The 14,507-nt window shown below is 75.6% G+C and carries 16 protein-coding genes; 8 read left to right on the top strand and 8 right to left on the bottom strand.

All coding sequences use genetic code 11. The features are described 5' to 3' along the window. Window positions 1–10: 10 nt before the first annotated feature. A complete protein-coding gene (locus tag BD833_RS02970) occupies window positions 11–1,768 on the top strand; it encodes a SpoIIE family protein phosphatase (protein WP_166531661.1) in 1,758 nt (585 codons plus the stop codon). A gap of 52 nt (window positions 1,769–1,820) precedes the next feature. Here the strand turns inward: BD833_RS02970 and BD833_RS02965 are convergent, their stop codons facing one another. From BD833_RS02965 to BD833_RS02940, 7 genes are all read right to left on the bottom strand, one after another. Then, window positions 1,821–2,114, bottom strand: a complete 294-nt coding sequence (locus tag BD833_RS02965; protein ID WP_166531660.1) for a DUF1416 domain-containing protein — start codon at window positions 2,112–2,114, stop codon at window positions 1,821–1,823. A gap of 6 nt (window positions 2,115–2,120) precedes the next feature. Next, the gene (locus BD833_RS02960) at window positions 2,121–2,948 is read right to left on the bottom strand and encodes a sulfurtransferase (protein ID WP_166531659.1); all 828 of its coding nucleotides are present in this window, start codon (window positions 2,946–2,948) and stop codon (window positions 2,121–2,123) included. A 166-nt stretch (window positions 2,949–3,114) separates the two neighbouring features. Beyond that, window positions 3,115–3,189: a putative leader peptide gene (locus BD833_RS23425; protein WP_424945166.1), complete on the bottom strand. Its 75-nt coding sequence runs from the start codon at window positions 3,187–3,189 to the stop codon at window positions 3,115–3,117. A gap of 17 nt (window positions 3,190–3,206) precedes the next feature. Further along, complete coding sequence (locus BD833_RS02955; protein WP_243737417.1) at window positions 3,207–3,518, bottom strand: TlpA family protein disulfide reductase; 312 nt, start codon at window positions 3,516–3,518, stop codon at window positions 3,207–3,209. Between the two features lie 65 nt (window positions 3,519–3,583). Continuing rightward, window positions 3,584–4,273 carry an LmeA family phospholipid-binding protein gene (locus BD833_RS02950; RefSeq protein WP_166531657.1) on the bottom strand — a complete coding sequence of 230 codons (690 nt, stop codon included), beginning with the start codon at window positions 4,271–4,273 and terminating at the stop codon, window positions 3,584–3,586. Next, window positions 4,270–5,094, bottom strand: a complete 825-nt coding sequence (locus BD833_RS02945; RefSeq protein WP_166531656.1) for a hypothetical protein — start codon at window positions 5,092–5,094, stop codon at window positions 4,270–4,272. The genes BD833_RS02950 and BD833_RS02945 overlap by 4 nt, the downstream gene beginning before the upstream one ends. A 103-nt stretch (window positions 5,095–5,197) precedes the next feature. Next, the gene (locus BD833_RS02940; RefSeq protein WP_166531655.1) at window positions 5,198–5,707 is read right to left on the bottom strand and encodes a GbsR/MarR family transcriptional regulator; all 510 of its coding nucleotides are present in this window, start codon (window positions 5,705–5,707) and stop codon (window positions 5,198–5,200) included. Between the two features lie 74 nt (window positions 5,708–5,781). Between BD833_RS02940 and BD833_RS02935 the strand changes: the two genes are divergently transcribed. From BD833_RS02935 to mshD, 4 genes are all read left to right on the top strand, one after another. After that, a complete protein-coding gene (locus BD833_RS02935; protein ID WP_166531654.1) occupies window positions 5,782–6,717 on the top strand; it encodes an ABC transporter ATP-binding protein in 936 nt (311 codons plus the stop codon). Beyond that, window positions 6,714–8,318, top strand: a complete 1,605-nt coding sequence (locus BD833_RS02930; RefSeq protein WP_166531653.1) for an ABC transporter permease — start codon at window positions 6,714–6,716, stop codon at window positions 8,316–8,318. The genes BD833_RS02935 and BD833_RS02930 overlap by 4 nt, the downstream gene beginning before the upstream one ends. Window positions 8,319–8,441: 123 nt before the next feature. Beyond that, window positions 8,442–9,173 carry a winged helix-turn-helix transcriptional regulator gene (locus tag BD833_RS02925; RefSeq protein ID WP_166531652.1) on the top strand — a complete coding sequence of 244 codons (732 nt, stop codon included), beginning with the start codon at window positions 8,442–8,444 and terminating at the stop codon, window positions 9,171–9,173. A gap of 7 nt (window positions 9,174–9,180) precedes the next feature. Further along, entirely contained in the window at window positions 9,181–10,074 is an 894-nt protein-coding gene (gene mshD / locus BD833_RS02920; protein WP_166531651.1) for a mycothiol synthase, read from the top strand. 29 nt (window positions 10,075–10,103) lie between these two features. Here the strand turns inward: mshD and BD833_RS02915 are convergent, their stop codons facing one another. After that, complete coding sequence (locus BD833_RS02915; RefSeq protein ID WP_166531650.1) at window positions 10,104–10,748, bottom strand: flavodoxin domain-containing protein; 645 nt, start codon at window positions 10,746–10,748, stop codon at window positions 10,104–10,106. A gap of 277 nt (window positions 10,749–11,025) precedes the next feature. On the opposite strand from BD833_RS02915, the gene BD833_RS02910 reads away from it, so the two are divergent. From BD833_RS02910 to BD833_RS02900, 3 genes are all read left to right on the top strand, one after another. Continuing rightward, the gene (locus BD833_RS02910; protein ID WP_166531649.1) at window positions 11,026–12,504 is read left to right on the top strand and encodes a PhoX family protein; all 1,479 of its coding nucleotides are present in this window, start codon (window positions 11,026–11,028) and stop codon (window positions 12,502–12,504) included. 208 nt (window positions 12,505–12,712) lie between these two features. Next, window positions 12,713–13,468, top strand: a complete 756-nt coding sequence (locus tag BD833_RS02905) for a GNAT family N-acetyltransferase (protein ID WP_166531648.1) — start codon at window positions 12,713–12,715, stop codon at window positions 13,466–13,468. Next, on the top strand, window positions 13,465–14,373 hold the full coding sequence (locus BD833_RS02900; RefSeq protein WP_166531647.1) for a lysophospholipid acyltransferase family protein: 909 nt from the start codon (window positions 13,465–13,467) through the stop codon (window positions 14,371–14,373). The genes BD833_RS02905 and BD833_RS02900 overlap by 4 nt, the downstream gene beginning before the upstream one ends. Window positions 14,374–14,507: the final 134 nt, after the last annotated feature.

Raw genomic sequence — 14,507 nt, 5'->3', positions numbered from 1 at the left:
AGTCATCGAGATGGCCGAGGCCGGCCGCGGCACCGCGCCGACCCCGGACGTCGACGCGCTGCCCGGCACCCCGTCGTGGTACTCGGTGCTGCACGACTCCTCCTTCATGTTCGCCGCGGTCTGCGACACCGCCGGCACCCTGCTCACCGCCAACCGGCTCGCCGTGGAGGGCCGCGGCTTCGACCGCCGCCGGCAGCTGGGCCGGCCGTTCTGGGACGCCGGCTGGTGGGCCGGCGACCCCGAGGTCCGCGACCAGGTACGCGCCTGGGCCCTCGAGGTGGCCGCCGGCGGTGCGCCGGTCCGCGCGGTCACCAGCTTCTTCCTCGCCGACGGCACCCGGCGGACCGCCGACCTGACGATGCAGCTCGTCCGTGACGGGGACCAGCAGGAGTTCCTCCTGGTCACCGGCATGGACATCACCGACCGGCTGCAGACCGAACGGGTCACCGCCGAGGCGCGCGCGGCGGGCATGGAGGCCTCCACGCTCCGCCAGATCGCCACGGCCCGGGCCCGCGACCTGGAGGTGCTGCGAGAGACCGAGGCGAAGCTGTCCCGGGCGCTCGCCATCTCCGAGCGGGTGCTGGCCAACGTCGCCGACGGCATCTACGGCCTCGACAGCGAGGGGCGGGTGGAGTTCCTCAACCCCGCGGCGTCCCGGCTGACCGGCTACCGGCCCGAGGAGCAGCTCGGCCGTGACCAGCACGCACTGATCCACGGACGGCGCCCGGACGGCTCGGAGTACCCCCGCGAGGAGTGCCCGGTCTGGCAGGCCCTGCGTACCGGCCGCACCATGATCGCCGACCACGAGACCCTCTGGCGCCGCGACGGCACGCCGATCCCGGTGGAGATGGTGGTGGTGCCCACCCTCGAGGACGGCGTGCACACCGGCGTGGTGGTCTCCTTCCGCGATCTCACCGACCGGCTGGCCGCCCAGCGCCAGGCCGCGGAGCTGGAGGCGCTCGCCGCCCGGACCGCCGCCGACCGCGCGCTGTCGGACCGGCTGCAGCAGTCGCTGCTCACGCCGCCGCCGGAACCCGACCACCTGCAGATCGCCGTCCGGTACAGCCCCGCGGCGCACGAGGCCCAGGTGGGTGGCGACTGGTACGACGCCTTCCTGCAGCCCGACGGCGCCACCATGCTGGTGATCGGCGACGTCGTCGGCCACGACAGCAGCGCCGCCGCGGCGATGGGCCAGGTGCGCGGGCTGCTGCGGGCCCTGGCCTACGACCAGGACGAGGGGCCGGCGGCGACCGTCACGCGGGTCGAGCACACCGCCCGCGGGCTGGCCGTGTCGACGCTGGCCACCGCCGTGCTGGCCCGGATCGAGCGGCACCCCGACGTCCCGGTGACCGGCCGGCGGCTGCTGCGGTGGAGCAACGCCGGGCACCTGCCCCCGGTGCTGCTCGCCCCCGACGGCACGACCACGCTCCTGACGACCCCACCGGAGCTGATGCTCGGCATCGACCCGGACGCGCCCCGCAGCGACCACGTCGTCGACCTGCACGACCGGCACACCCTGCTGCTGGTCACCGACGGCCTCGTCGAGCGCCGGGACATCGACCTCGACGAGGGGATCGCCCGGCTGCAGGAGGCGCTGCGCGACCTCGGCTCGACACCGCTGGAGGAGCTGCTCGACACCGTGCTCGCCCGCCTGGTGCCCGAGCCCGGCGCGGACGACGTCGCGATCGTCGCCGTCCGGGCCTTCCCCGAGGACCGCCCGCGCCCGGCCGAGGCCGGCCCGAACCGCCTGCCGCCCGGCATCGACTAGCAACGGCAGCGGCCCGCCTCCCCGGAGGGAGACGGGCCGCTGCGCGGAATCGTCACTCGACGACGACGGTCGTCTCGTTCAGGCCGACCTCGGCCGAGACCACGCGCTCGCCCTTCCCCACGGACGCCAGCGAGCGGACCTTCCACTCACCCGGCGCGGCGAAGAACCGGAACTCGCCCTCGGGGCTGGTGACCACCTCGGCGGTGAACTCGTCGGTCGAGTCGAGCAGCCGCACGTAGGCGCCGGCCACGGGTGCGCCGTCGTGCCACACCGAGCCCTGGATCACCGTCTGCGTGCTCAGGTCGATGCCGGCGAGACCACCGCCCTGCTTCGGGGCTCCGCACATGTCAGCTCACTTCTCGATCGGGACGCCGACGAGCGAGCCGTACTCGACCCAGCTGCCGTCGTAGTTCTTGACGTTCTTCTTGCCGAGGAGCTCGCTGAGCACGAACCAGGTGTGGCTCGACCGCTCGCCGATGCGGCAGTAGGCGATGGTCTCCCGGCTGTCGTCGAAACCCTGCTCGCCGTACAGCGCGGCCAGCTGCTCGTCGGACTTGAAGGTGCCGTCCTCGTTGGCGGCCTTGCTCCACGGGATGTTGATCGCCGTGGGCACGTGACCGGCCCGCTGCGACTGCTCCTGCGGCAGGTGCGCGGGGGCGAGGATCTTGCCGGAGAACTCGTCGGGCGAGCGGACGTCGACCAGGTTCTTGCTGCCGATGGCCGCCACGACCTCGTCGCGGAAGGCGCGGATGGAGAGGTCGGGCTCGCTCGCCACGTACTGGGTGGCGGGCCGGTCGACCTCGTCCTTCGACAGCGGGCGCCCGTCGAGCTCCCACTTCTTGCGGCCGCCGTCCATGAGCTTGACGTCGGAGTGGCCGTAGATCTTGAAGTACCAGTAGGCGTACGCGGCGAACCAGTTGTTGTTGCCGCCGTACAGCACCACGGTGTCGTCGTTGCCGATGCCGCGGGCCGACAGCAGCGCCTCGAAGGCGGTCTTGTCGAGGTAGTCGCGGCGCAGCGGGTCCTGCAGGTCCTTCTTCCAGTCGAGCTTGACGGCGCCCTCGAGGTGGCCGCCGTCGTAGGCGCTGGTGTCCTCGTCCACCTCGACGAAGACGATGCCGGGCTGGCCGAGGTTCTCCTGGGCCCAGTCGACGGTGACGAGCACATCGGTGCGACTCATGGTTCCTCCGTTGGTCGGTGTGCGGGGGATCGTTCTGCTGCGGGGCGGAACAGGTCCGCGGACGAGCCGGCGCGCCGGACCGGGCGCGGCGCCGCTCGAGGGGCTCACGGGAGACAGGGGCGTCCCGGCGGCACGCGAGGCGCGTCCGGGCGGTGCGGTGCCGCCCTCAGGGAGCCGGACACAGGCTGCTGCCGACGCGGCACAGGTCCACTGCGCGGCGCGAGGTCAGCAGGAAGCCCACGGCGCGAGAGTAGCCGATCACGCGCCACCGGCCCCGTGGGCGTCTACCAGCGCGACCAGTTCCGCCAGGCCAGGCGCGCCGCTGCTCCGGTGGACCACCCGGCCCGCGCGGTCGAGGTAGAACAGCTCGGGCGTGCGGCGGACGCCGAGCTCCCGCACCTCGGCCAGGTGGCTCTCCGCGTCGACGTGCAACGTGGCCAGCCCCGGCCGGGTGGCCTGCAGCTGTGCCAGGCGGGCCTTGGTGGCCCGGCACGGTCCGCAGAACGCGGTGGAGAACTGGACGACGGTCAGCTCGGCCCGGTCCGGGTGCACACCCAGCCGCTCGAACACCGCCCGCTCCTCCACCCGCCGTCCAACCCGGGTCGCCGGGGCCGCATTCCGCCCGGCCCCCGCGGCTACCCCGCGCCGATCAGCGCGTCATCGGCCGCGACGCGCACGTCGACGCCGTCCGGGGCCGGGGCCACGCCGGTCAGCCGGAGGCCGAAGGGCAGCTCGATCGGGTAGCGCAGGTCGAGCAGGTCGCTGGCCGGGCCGACCAGGAAGCCGGGCAGGGCGACCCCCGCGCTCTCGGCGCGTTCGACGTTGATGACCAGCTCGTCGCCGTCGAGGGAGACCGTGCCCACCGCGGCCAGGGGCACCGGTCCGCCGAGGAGGTCCACGGTGCGGGTGATGCGGAGCCGGTCGCCCTCCGGCTCGAGCGTCGTGTCCCCGCCGATCTCCTCCGCCAGCAGGTCGTAGGAGAGCGTCGCGACGCCGTCGATGCGGCCGACCGGCAGCTCGCCCACGTCCCCGGCGAGGACTGCCGACAGCGGCAGCTGCACCTCGCGCAGGACGACCTCCGCCCGGGTGCCCTCCGGCCGGCCGAGCTCGGCGCCGGTCAGCGCGATGCGCACCTCCTCGTAGCTGCCGCCGACCGCCTGGGTCAGGAACGGGAAACCGCGGATGTCGACCGCCGGCACCCCCGCCAGACCGGCACGGTCGGCGAGCTGCGCGGCGACCTGGTCCTCGGCCACGGCCACCGCGATCCGGTCGAGGAGGACCCCCAGACCGACCAGCAGGACGAGCAGGACCGCGAGGACCCTCACAGCACCGTCAGCACGCCGAGGGCCACCGGTGCGCAGGCGGCGACCGGCAGCAGGACCTGGACGACGGTCGGCGCCCAGGGCGAGAGGGCGTCGACCCGGCCCTCCGCCGTCGTCTCCACGGCGAGGTAGCTGCCGGCCACCCCGGCCAGCGCCACGACGCCGGCGAGGACCGCGCCGGCCAGGAGCGCCCGCAGCATGCCGAGCTCGGCGACGTCGCGGACCGCCCAGGCGGTGGCCGCGCCGGCCAGCACGGCGAGCACCATGCCGGTCAGCCCCCGGGGGACGCCGGGCGCCAGCTGCGGTCGCGGCAGCACGGCGTCGGTGAGGTGCCCGACCACGAGCGCGGCGCCGATCACGAGGCCGGTGACCACGAGCGGCCCCTCGCCCGACCGCTCGAGCAGCAGCACCGCGCCGAGCGCGGTCACGGCGGTGAGCAGCACCGCCGACCCGGCCAGCGAGTCGACCAGGTCGGGCCGCGGGAAACGCACCATCTGCTGGAGCACCAGGGCGAGGAAGCCCACCCCGAGGACGGCCAGCAGGCCGCCGAGGACCGGTCGCGCGGGGAGCAGGAGGGCCAGGTCCGCCGCGACGGCGGCGGCCGTGCCGACGGTGAGCGCGGCGGCGAACCCCTGCACGCCGGTGGCCAGCACCCAGGAGAGCACCAGGGCCAGCTGCAGCACCAGCACCGCGGCCAGCGCCCCCACGTCCCCGAGCAGCCCGGGTAGGCCGGCCAGGAGCGCGGCCACGACGACCGCGAGGCCGGCCGCCGGCAGGTGGTGCGGCCGGGCCGGCGTCGTGGAGGGGACGGCCGTGGAACTCACCGGCCGATCGTCTCAGAAGCGCGGCGTCCGGTCCGCCCGACGAGCGGAGCCGTCGCACCGGGCGTGTCCGGAGCCGGGGCACCCCGGGCGCGGGCTCCGAGGGTCAGGCGCCGTTCCCGGGCGCGACCCGGCGGAGGCGTTCCTCGGGCCAGCGGGCGACGGCCTCGGCGAGCACCTCGTGCAGGAAGGCCAGGAACTCCCGGGTCTCGGCCAGGCGGCGCCCGCCGGGGCGGTCGGGCCCCAGCAGGTCGATGCCGGCCGCGACGATGTCCTCCATCCGCTGGAGGGAGCTGAGCTCGGCACTGGTGAAGCGGGTCCAGAGGTCGGCGTCGTCGAGGACGTAGAGGTCGCTGCGGGTGCCGGGCTCCCGCTCCCGGACGAGGAAGCCGATCTGCACCAGCTGGCGCACCGCCCCGCTGATCGCGGCCGGGCTGACCCGCAGCCCCTCGGCGAGCTCGGCGGCGGTGTACCGGTCGGCGTCGTCGGCCAGCGCGTAGGCGAAGACGCGCGCGGGCATCGGGGCCATGCCCGCCTCCCGGAGGAACAGCGCGAAGCGCTCGACGAACCTGAGCAGCGTCTCCCGCTCCTCCGCCGTCGCCTCCGCGCTGGTCACGTCCCCACGGTACCTGAGCGTCGCTAATTCAATGAGCTTCACAAATTTGTGAAGGACGCGTAGCTTCGGGTGCCGTGACCACGACCACAGCCATCTCCGTGTCCGGTCTGGGAAAGAGCTTCGGCGCCACCCGTGCCCTCGACGGTCTCGACCTCGAGGTCGCCTCGGGCGAGGTGCACGGCTTCCTCGGTCCGAACGGTTCCGGGAAGTCCACGACCATCCGCGTGCTGCTCGGCCTGCTGCGCCCCGACGAGGGCCGCACCGAGCTGCTCGGCGGCGATCCCTGGCGCGACGCCGTGGCGCTGCACCGCCGGCTCGCCTACGTCCCCGGCGACGTGACGCTGTGGCCCACCATCAGCGGCGGCGAGACGATCGACCTGATCGGCGCGCTGCGCGGCGGCCTCGACCCGCGCCGCCGCGCGGAGCTGCTGGAGCGCTTCGACCTCGACCCGCGAAAGAAGGCGCGCACCTACTCGAAGGGCAACCGCCAGAAGGTCGCCCTCGTGGCCGCGCTGGCGTCCGACGCGGAGCTGTTCATCCTCGACGAACCCACCTCGGGGCTGGACCCGCTCATGGAGGCGGTGTTCCAGGAGTGCATCCGTGAGCTGCGCGCCGACGGGCGCACGGTGCTGCTGTCCAGCCACATCCTGGCCGAGGCCGAGGCCCTCTGCGACCGGGTGAGCATCATCCGGCTGGGCCGGACGGTGCAGAGCGGCACCCTCGCCGAGCTGCGCCACCTCACCCGGATGTCGATGGTCGTCGAGACCGAGCGGCCGGCCGACGCCCTGGCCGACCTCCCCGGGGTGCACGACCTCCGGCACGACGACGGCCGGGTGCGCTTCGACGTCGACACCGACGCGCTCGACGACGTCCTCCGGCACCTCGCCGGCCTCGGCGTGCGCGGCCTGACCAGCACCCCGCCCACCCTCGAGGAGCTGTTCCTGCGCCACTACGGCGACGAGCTCGCGGCCGACGGCGTGCCGGCAGGCCAGGGAGCGGGGCGGTCGTGAGCACCGGCTCGAGCACCCTCGCCGGCACCGGCGCGCTGTTCCGCTTCGCGCTGCGCCGTGACCGGCTGCGGCTGCCGGTCTGGATCGCCGCCGGCACGTTCATGGTGGTCACCCAGTCGATCTCCAGCCAGGCCCTGTACGAGACCTCCGCGGACCTGGCCGCCTACCGGGCCTCGGTCGGCAGCAACGCGGCGACCATCGCGCTGGCCGGCCCCCCGGTCGGGCTGGACACCGTCGCCGGCGCGGTCGCCTTCGAGATCTCCGCGACCGTGATGCTGATCGCCGCGCTGATGGCGATGTTCACCGTCGCCCGGCACACCCGGGCCGACGAGGAGGCCGGCCGCACCGAGCTGCTCCGGTCGGCGCGCGTCGGCCGGCACGCACCCCTGCTGGCGGCCGTGCTGCTCGCCGCGCTGGCGTGCGGCGCGCTGGCGCTGGCGATCGGCGCGGCCACGACCGCGACCGGGCTGCCGGCGCCCGGGTCGTTCGCGCTCGGCGCCGCGGTGGGCGCGTGCGGCCTGGTCTTCACCGGGATCACCGCCGTCGCCGTCCAGGCGACCGGGCACACCCGCGGGGTCTACGGCCTGGTCGGTGGGCTCTTCGCGGTCGCGTTCGTGCTGCGCGCCATCGGCGACATCGAGGGCAACTGGGTGGTGTGGACCTCCCCGATCGGCTGGGCGCAGGCCACCCACCCGTTCACCGACGACGCCGTCGTCCCGCTGCTGCTGTGCCTGGCCGTGGCCGCCGCGCTCGTCGTCGCGGGGTTCGCCCTGCTCGACCGGCGCGACCTCGGCTCCGGCCTCCTCCAGCCGCGCCCCGGCCGGCCCGCCGCCCGGCGGACCCTGCTCTCCCCCCTGGGCCTGGCGGTCCGCCTGCACCGGGGTGCGCTGATCGCCTGGACCGTCGGGCTGGGTCTGCTCGGGGTCGTCTACGGCGCCCTGGCGGAGTCAGTAGAGACCCTGATCGGGGAGAACGAGGAGGCGCTGGCCCTCTTCGGCGACCCGGACGTCGACCAGCTGGTCGACGCCTACCTCGGCACGACGTTCGCGGTCACGGCGCTGCTGGCCTCGGCCTACGCGGTGTCAGCGGTGCTGCGGGCCCGCGGCGAGGAGTCCGAGGACCGGGCCGAGGTGCTGCTGGCCACGGCGACCAGCCGGTCGGCCTGGCTGGGCAGCCACGTGCTCGTCGCCCTGCTCGGCTCGGCGCTGGCGATGGCCGTCGCCGGGGTCACCACCGGCCTGGTGCGCGCGGCGCAGACCGGGGAGGCGGCGGCGCTGGGCCGGATGGTCGGAGCCGCCGTGTCCTACGTCCCCGCCGTCTGGGTGGTGGCCGGAGTGGCGGTCGCGCTCTTCGGGCTGCTCCCCCGCGTCGCGGCGGCGGCGGCGTGGTCGGCGGTCGGCCTCTTCCTGCTGATCACCTTGTTCGCCGAGTCCTTCGACTGGCCGGGCTGGGTGAGCGACCTCTCGCCGATCAGCTGGGTCCCGACGCTGCCGCTCGAGGAGTGGACCCTCGCCCCCCTCGCCGGGCTGGTCGTGGCGGCCGCCGTGCTCCTGGCCGCCGGGCTCACCGGCTTCCGGCAACGGGACATCGCCCTGGGCTGACCCGCCCGGGGTGGGCGAGAGGGGCTGGTGGCCGGGCGCGTCCGCTATCCTGCTGCCTCACCTCGACAGCGTCGTCGTAGGTCCGGCCGTCGCCCGCCGGCCCTGGACCCCAGAGGAGACGACATGCGACTCGTGCTCATGACCTCGGCCCGCCAGGCCACCACCGAGGTGCTGCCGGCCCTGGGGCTGCTCGGCCACCAGGTGCGCGTGGTCGCCCCCGAGCTCTCCAGCCTGCTCGACGGCGACTCCGGCGACGTGGTCCTGGTCGACGCCCGGCACGACCTGATCCAGGCCCGCACGCTGTGCGGCCTGCTCTCCTCCACCGGCGTCGCCGCCGCCCTGGTCGCCGTGCTCTCCGAGGGCGGCCTGGTCGCGCTGTCGGCCGACTGGGGCGTGGACGACGTGCTCCTCGACACCGCCGGCCCCGCCGAGGTCGACGCCCGGCTCAAGTGGGCCACCGCCCGCCGCCTCGCCGCCGCCGCCCCGGCCGACGGCGCCGACGCGGCCGTCACCCAGGCCGGCGAGCTGGTCATCGACGAGCACAGCTACTCCGCCAAGCTGCGCGGCCGCGCCCTCGACCTCACCTACAAGGAGTTCGAGCTCCTGAAGTACCTGGCCCAGCACCCCGGGCGGGTCTTCTCCCGGGCACAGCTGCTCCAGGAGATCTGGGGCTACGACTACTTCGGCGGCACGCGCACCGTCGACGTCCACGTGCGCCGGCTACGGGCCAAGCTGGGCATCGAGCACGAGGCGCTGATCGGGACGGTGCGCAACGTCGGCTACAAGCTGGACCGGCAGGTCGCCGACGCCACCGCGCAGGCCGCCCGCACGGAGAGCGACGCCGAGCTGGTCTGATGGGCACGTGACCACCGGCACGGACGTCCTCGAGGTCCGCGCGCTGCTGCGGGCCGCCGCCACCGCGGACGGGGTGCGCCCCCTGTCGGAGGAGGGCGAGCTGCGGTTGCAGCACGGCTCTCCCGGCGGGGTGGACCTGGTCGTCCGTGACGGCGGGGACCTCGCCGGCTACGCCCGGCTCGACGACGGCACCGCCGAGCTCGTGGTGCACCCCGCCTTCCGGCGACGGGGGCACGGTACGACGCTGGTGCGGCGCCTGGTCGAGGCGGCGGCGGACCGCCCGCTGGACGTCTGGGCCCACGGCGACCTCCCCGGGTCGGCGGAGCTGCTGGGCGCGCACGGTTTCCGGCGCGCCCGCGTCCTGCTGCAGCTGCGCCGCGACCTGGCCGGCGTGGACCCCGACCCGCGCCCCGAGCTGCCCGCCGACGTCCACGTGCTGCCGTTCCGCCCAGGCCGAGACGAGGACGCCTGGCTGGCGGTCAACGCGCGCGCCTTCGACTGGCACCCCGAGCAGGGCCGGATGACGCGTGCGGACCTGGCGCTCCGGGAGGCCGAGCCCTGGTTCGACCCGGCGGGGTTCCTCATGGCGTGGCGCGGCGACCCCGACGCCGGCGGGACGCTGCTCGGGTCGCACTGGACGAAGGTGCACCCGCCGGGGGACGCCGGGGACGACGCGGTCGGCGAGATCTACGTGCTCGGGGTCGACCCCGCGGCGCAGGGCATGCGGCTCGGCCGCGCGCTCACCGACCTGGGCCTGGCCCACCTCCGCGGACGGGGGCTGGGCGAGGTCCTGCTCTACGTCGAGGAGGACAACGCGGCAGCGGTGCGGCTCTACGAGGGACGGGGCTTCCGCCGGTTCGCCGTCGACGTGTCCTGGCACCGGGAGCCGCAGGGCGGCTGAGCCCGTCCGCGCCGCCGCCGGGACGGCGGTCAGCCGGGGACGGGCACCGCGCACCGGGCGACGGCTCCGGCGGCGATCTCCTCGGCCCAGCCGCGGACCGCGCGCCAGTCCCGGAGATCGCCCGCCGCGCTCCCGGCCGGCCAGACGCTCCGCTCGGCGGCCGACAGCAGCCGCCGCTCGAGCCGGCCGGGGAAGGCGCGGTGCCCGCGCGCGCCGATCCGGTCGCCGAACGCGCGCACCTCCGCGTCCTCGCCGCCGGGGCCCCACGGCTGGTCGCCGCCCAGGCCGCTGGAGAACAGCCACGTCGGCCGGCGGCTCAGCTCCGGTGCGACGTCCGCGAGGTAGCGGCGGGCCGGCTCCAGCCACCGCCCCGAGTACAGGGCGCTGCCCACCACCACGGCGTCGAAAGCGGAGGGATCTGGCTGCAGCTCGACCGGCGCCAGCGCGGCGGTCAGCCGGCCGCCGCGGCCGGCCTCGGAGGCGCACGACCACCGGGCCAGCTCGGCCGCGATCTCCCGGGTCGCCCCGTGCCGGCTGGCGAAGACCACCAGCACCCGGGGGCCCCCACCAGCCACCGCGGGGAAGGGCAGGAGGCCCGCGCGGGCGGGTGCAGCGGTCCGGAGGACCGGCACGGCGGCGGCCACTCCGGGATCCATCACCAGGGAGTCGGTCATGACCGGGACGTTATGCGGGGCGGGACGGCACCGAGTGAACTCGGAGGGAACACCGCACCACCCGCCGGGGGGCGACGCCGGGATGCCCGCTGCGCCCGACGGCAGGAGGAGGCGGGCGGACGCACTCCCGACGAGGCGTCCGCGAGGTGAACGCCGGGCCCCGACCGTTGTCGAGGGGTTCGCCCGCGGGACGGCTCAGCGCCTCCTGCCCTCCCTAGCGTCGGCCAGGCCCTGGGGCCACATCAGCCCCGCGGACCACACAAGGAGAAGCGGGTTCATGACCACCTCGTTCGATCGACGCAAGTTCCTGGCGCGTGGCGCAGCGGTCACCGCCGGGACCATGCTCGCCAGCGGCACCCAGCTCCTGGGTGCCCACGGCGCACTCGCCGCCCCCGGCCGCCGCGGCCCGGAGCTGAAGGCCCCGGACAACGGCGGCTACGGGCCGCTGCAGCCCACCAAGGACCGGACCACCGGGCGCACCCTGCTGAGCCTGCCGGCCGGCTTCGAGTACGCCTCGTTCGGCCACGCGGCCGAGTACGCCGCAGCGCTCGGCCTGCCGGCGGCGATCGGCTCCGACGGCTACCCCACCCCCGGCCGGCACGACGGCATGGCGACCTTCAAGGAGCCGCAGAGCTACCGGGGCATCATCAAGCTGGTCCGCAACCACGAGCAGGGCTACTCCCCGATCGACGCGGGCCAGGAGCCGGGCGACTACACCGGCCGCGACTACGACCGCGACCTCATCGGCAACCCGGCGTCCGCCTACGACCCGATGGCCGCCGGCGGTACGACGACCCTGACCTTCGACACGCGCTCCCTGACGCTGGTCGACAGCTTCATCAGCCTCAACGGCACCTCGGTCAACTGCGCCGGTGGCCCCACCCCCTGGGGTTCCTGGCTGAGCTGCGAGGAGACCGTCAACGGCACCCAGAACGGGTTCGCGAAGAACCACGGCTACATCTTCGAGGTGCCGGCCAACGGTCCCGACCGCAAGCGCACCCAGGGCCCCTACCCGGCGATGGGCCGCTTCGCGCACGAGGCGGTGGCGGTCGACCCGGCGAACGGGACCGTCTACGAGACCGAGGACAGCGGCAACACCTCCGGCTTCTACCGCTTCCTCCCCAACAAGCCCGGCTACCTGGCCGAGGGCGGGACGCTCCAGATGCTCGCCGTGAAGGGCCAGCCGCAGCTGAGCACGTACCAGGGGTTCAGCGGCCGCGTGGGCGAGCCGCTGCAGGTCGAGTGGGTCACCATCGACGACCCGGACCCGGCCGACATCACCACCGAGTCGGTGTTCAACCAGGGCTTCGCCAAGGGCGGCGCGGCCTTCGCCCGCCTCGAGGGCTGCTGGTACGACGGGGGCAGCATCTTCTTCAACGCCACCAGCGGTGGTGACGTCGGCGCCGGTCAGGTGTGGGAGTTCCGCCCGCGCGGCCGCTCCGGCGGCACGCTGACCCTGCTCTTCGAGTCCCCCTCCGAGGAGGTGCTGGACTCGCCGGACAACCTGACCGTCAGCCCGCGCGGCGGCCTGGTCCTCTGCGAGGACGGCGGCGACGAGCAGTTCGTCCGCGCCCTCGACGAGCAGGGCCGGATCTTCGACTTCGCGCGGAACACCATCGAGGGCGAGGAGGCGGACATGAACAACGAGTTCGCCGGCGCCTGCTTCAGCCCCGGCGGCGAGGTCCTGTTCGTCAACATCCAGACCCCCGGCGTCAGCTTCGCGATCCGGGGCCCCTGGGACAAGGGCGCGATCTGACCCCGCGCACACCCGCGCGGCCCCTGGCCGCGTGCTGACGCACGACCTCCGCGTGCGCCCCGGCATCCCCGGATGCCGGGGCGCACCCGCGTCTCGTCGCCGCATCGTCGGGGACATGCTGGCTTCCGGCCACCGGCTGTCCACCTGCGCGCGCCAGCCTGCCCGCAGGCGAGCCCGTCCGGGGCTCGCGGACAGCGAGGTCGCCGTGATGCCCACCCCCGCCCCGCCGGCCCGCCCGCCCGGGCCGGCGCGCTACCGGACGTCCCTGGCCCGGCGCTCCGAGGTCCCCGCCGCCCAGCGCCTCCGCGCCTCCGTGCTCGCGGCCGGGTCCGCCGCCCGGGCCGGCACGGCGACCTCCGCCAGGGACGACCTGGACGAGTGGGACGACCTGTGCGACCACCTCGTCGTCCGGGACGAGGCCGACGACGAGGTCGTCGGCACCTGCCAACTGCTCCCCCCGGAACGCACCATGGCGCTGGCCCGCAGCTACGGCGACGACCGGTTCGACCTGGCCCGGCACGCGCGGCTGCGGCCGTGGACCGTCGCGGCCGGGCGCAGCTACGTGCACCCCGCGCACCGCCCGGCGGCGGTCACCAGCCGGCTGTCGGCCGGCGTGCTGCGGTACGTCCTGGAGCGGGGACACCCGTTCCTCGCCGGTTGCGCGTGCATCCCGCTCACCGACGGCGGGTCGACCGCGGCCGGCATCTGGGACGTCGTCCGCCCGCGGCACCTCGCCCCGGCGGCGCTCCGGGTGGTGCCGCACCTCCCGTTCGACGTCGAGGGCCGGGGCGTCCCCGGGCAGCCGCCCCTGCCGTCGCCCCTGCGCGGCTGCCTGCGCTCCGGCGGGGTGGTGTGCGGCCGGCCCGCCCACGACCGCGCCGCCGGCATCGCCGAGTTCTACGTCGTCGTCCCGCTGAGCGCGGTGGCCGCCCGCGCGCTCGGCTCCGCCGGGGGCCGGCGATGACCGCCCGCACGCGGGTGCACCCGCCCGGCACGGTCGGACCCGACTCGTCCCGGCCGTCGGTCGACCGGGCCACCCGCCGTCGCCGCCTGCTCCGCCTGACCGGGGTCCTGATCGGCACGGCCGTCCGGATCCGGGTCATGTCCCGCGCCGGCCGGCGCACCCAGCGGCGGATCGCCGTCTGCGCCGCGGCCGGCGTGCTGACCGCGCTCGGCGTCCGGGTCGAGGTGGTCAACCCGTCGGCGCCCTGGCCCCGCACCGGGCGGGGTCACCTCGTCGTGAGCGACTCCGGCACGTGGCTGGACGAGCTGGCGCTGCTCGTCGCCGTCCGGGCGACGCCCGTGGCGGACGCCGCGATCGGCGACCGCGCGCTCGTCGGCGGCCTGGCGCGGCGGCTCGGCGCGATCCCGGTCTCCCGCGACCGGCCCCGCTCGGTGGCCGCCGCCGTCGACCGGGCCGCTGCGCTGCTGCGCCGGGGCGAGCCGATCTCCGTGCGGCCAGGGAGCAGCGCCACCCGCCGGTCCGGGCCGGGGCGGTTCTCCCCGCCGTTCTTCCAGGCCGCGGTGGACGCCGGCGCGCTGGTCTGCCCTGTCGCGATCCGGCACCGCGCCGGCGGGGTGCCGGCGCCCGCGCTGCCCGCCCAGGTCCGCGACGGCACCCTGCTGGGGAGCATCGTCCGGATCGCCGCCCTGCGGGACCTCGTGGTCGAGGTGCACCTCCTGCCGGCCCTGGACGCGTCCGCCGGCGGCCGCCGCGCCCTCGCCGCCCTCGCCCAGCACGCCGTGGCGCAGGTGGCCGGGACCGGGCGGCCGGTCGCGGTGGTCCGCCCGGGCGCGGCACGGAGCTGGGCACCGGCCGCCGGCCGGCCCCCCGGGCAACCGCGTCGCGGGGTGCCCGACGCCGCCTGAGGCACCGGCGCGGACCGCGGCTCCGCACCGCGGGACACGCTCGTGCACGTGCGCGAACGACCGTTCCGAGGCTAAGGTGACGCTCGCCACCCATGATCATCTGAGTCCTCGGCGCCCGTTCACCGGCCGTTCAC

This window comes from Blastococcus xanthinilyticus (genome assembly GCF_008124835.1).
GTDB lineage: Bacteria > Actinomycetota > Actinomycetes > Mycobacteriales > Geodermatophilaceae > Blastococcus > Blastococcus xanthinilyticus.
The sequence above is the reverse complement of the archived record's forward strand: the minus strand, read 5'-3'. Positions and strand labels throughout refer to the sequence as shown.

Excerpts from the sequence above, each read along its gene's own strand:
- BD833_RS02970 (WP_166531661.1), top strand. The coding sequence starts at position 11 with ATGGCCGAGGCCGGCCGCGGCACCGCGCCGACCCCGGACGTCGACGCG.
- BD833_RS02965 (WP_166531660.1), bottom strand. The coding sequence starts at position 2,114 with ATGTGCGGAGCCCCGAAGCAGGGCGGTGGTCTCGCCGGCATCGACCTG.
- BD833_RS02960 (WP_166531659.1), bottom strand. The coding sequence starts at position 2,948 with ATGAGTCGCACCGATGTGCTCGTCACCGTCGACTGGGCCCAGGAGAAC.
- BD833_RS02925 (WP_166531652.1), top strand. The coding sequence starts at position 8,442 with ATGCGACTCGTGCTCATGACCTCGGCCCGCCAGGCCACCACCGAGGTG.
- BD833_RS02915 (WP_166531650.1), bottom strand. The coding sequence starts at position 10,748 with ATGACCGACTCCCTGGTGATGGATCCCGGAGTGGCCGCCGCCGTGCCG.
- BD833_RS02910 (WP_166531649.1), top strand. The coding sequence starts at position 11,026 with ATGACCACCTCGTTCGATCGACGCAAGTTCCTGGCGCGTGGCGCAGCG.
- BD833_RS02905 (WP_166531648.1), top strand. The coding sequence starts at position 12,713 with ATGCCCACCCCCGCCCCGCCGGCCCGCCCGCCCGGGCCGGCGCGCTAC.
- BD833_RS02900 (WP_166531647.1), top strand. The coding sequence starts at position 13,465 with ATGACCGCCCGCACGCGGGTGCACCCGCCCGGCACGGTCGGACCCGAC.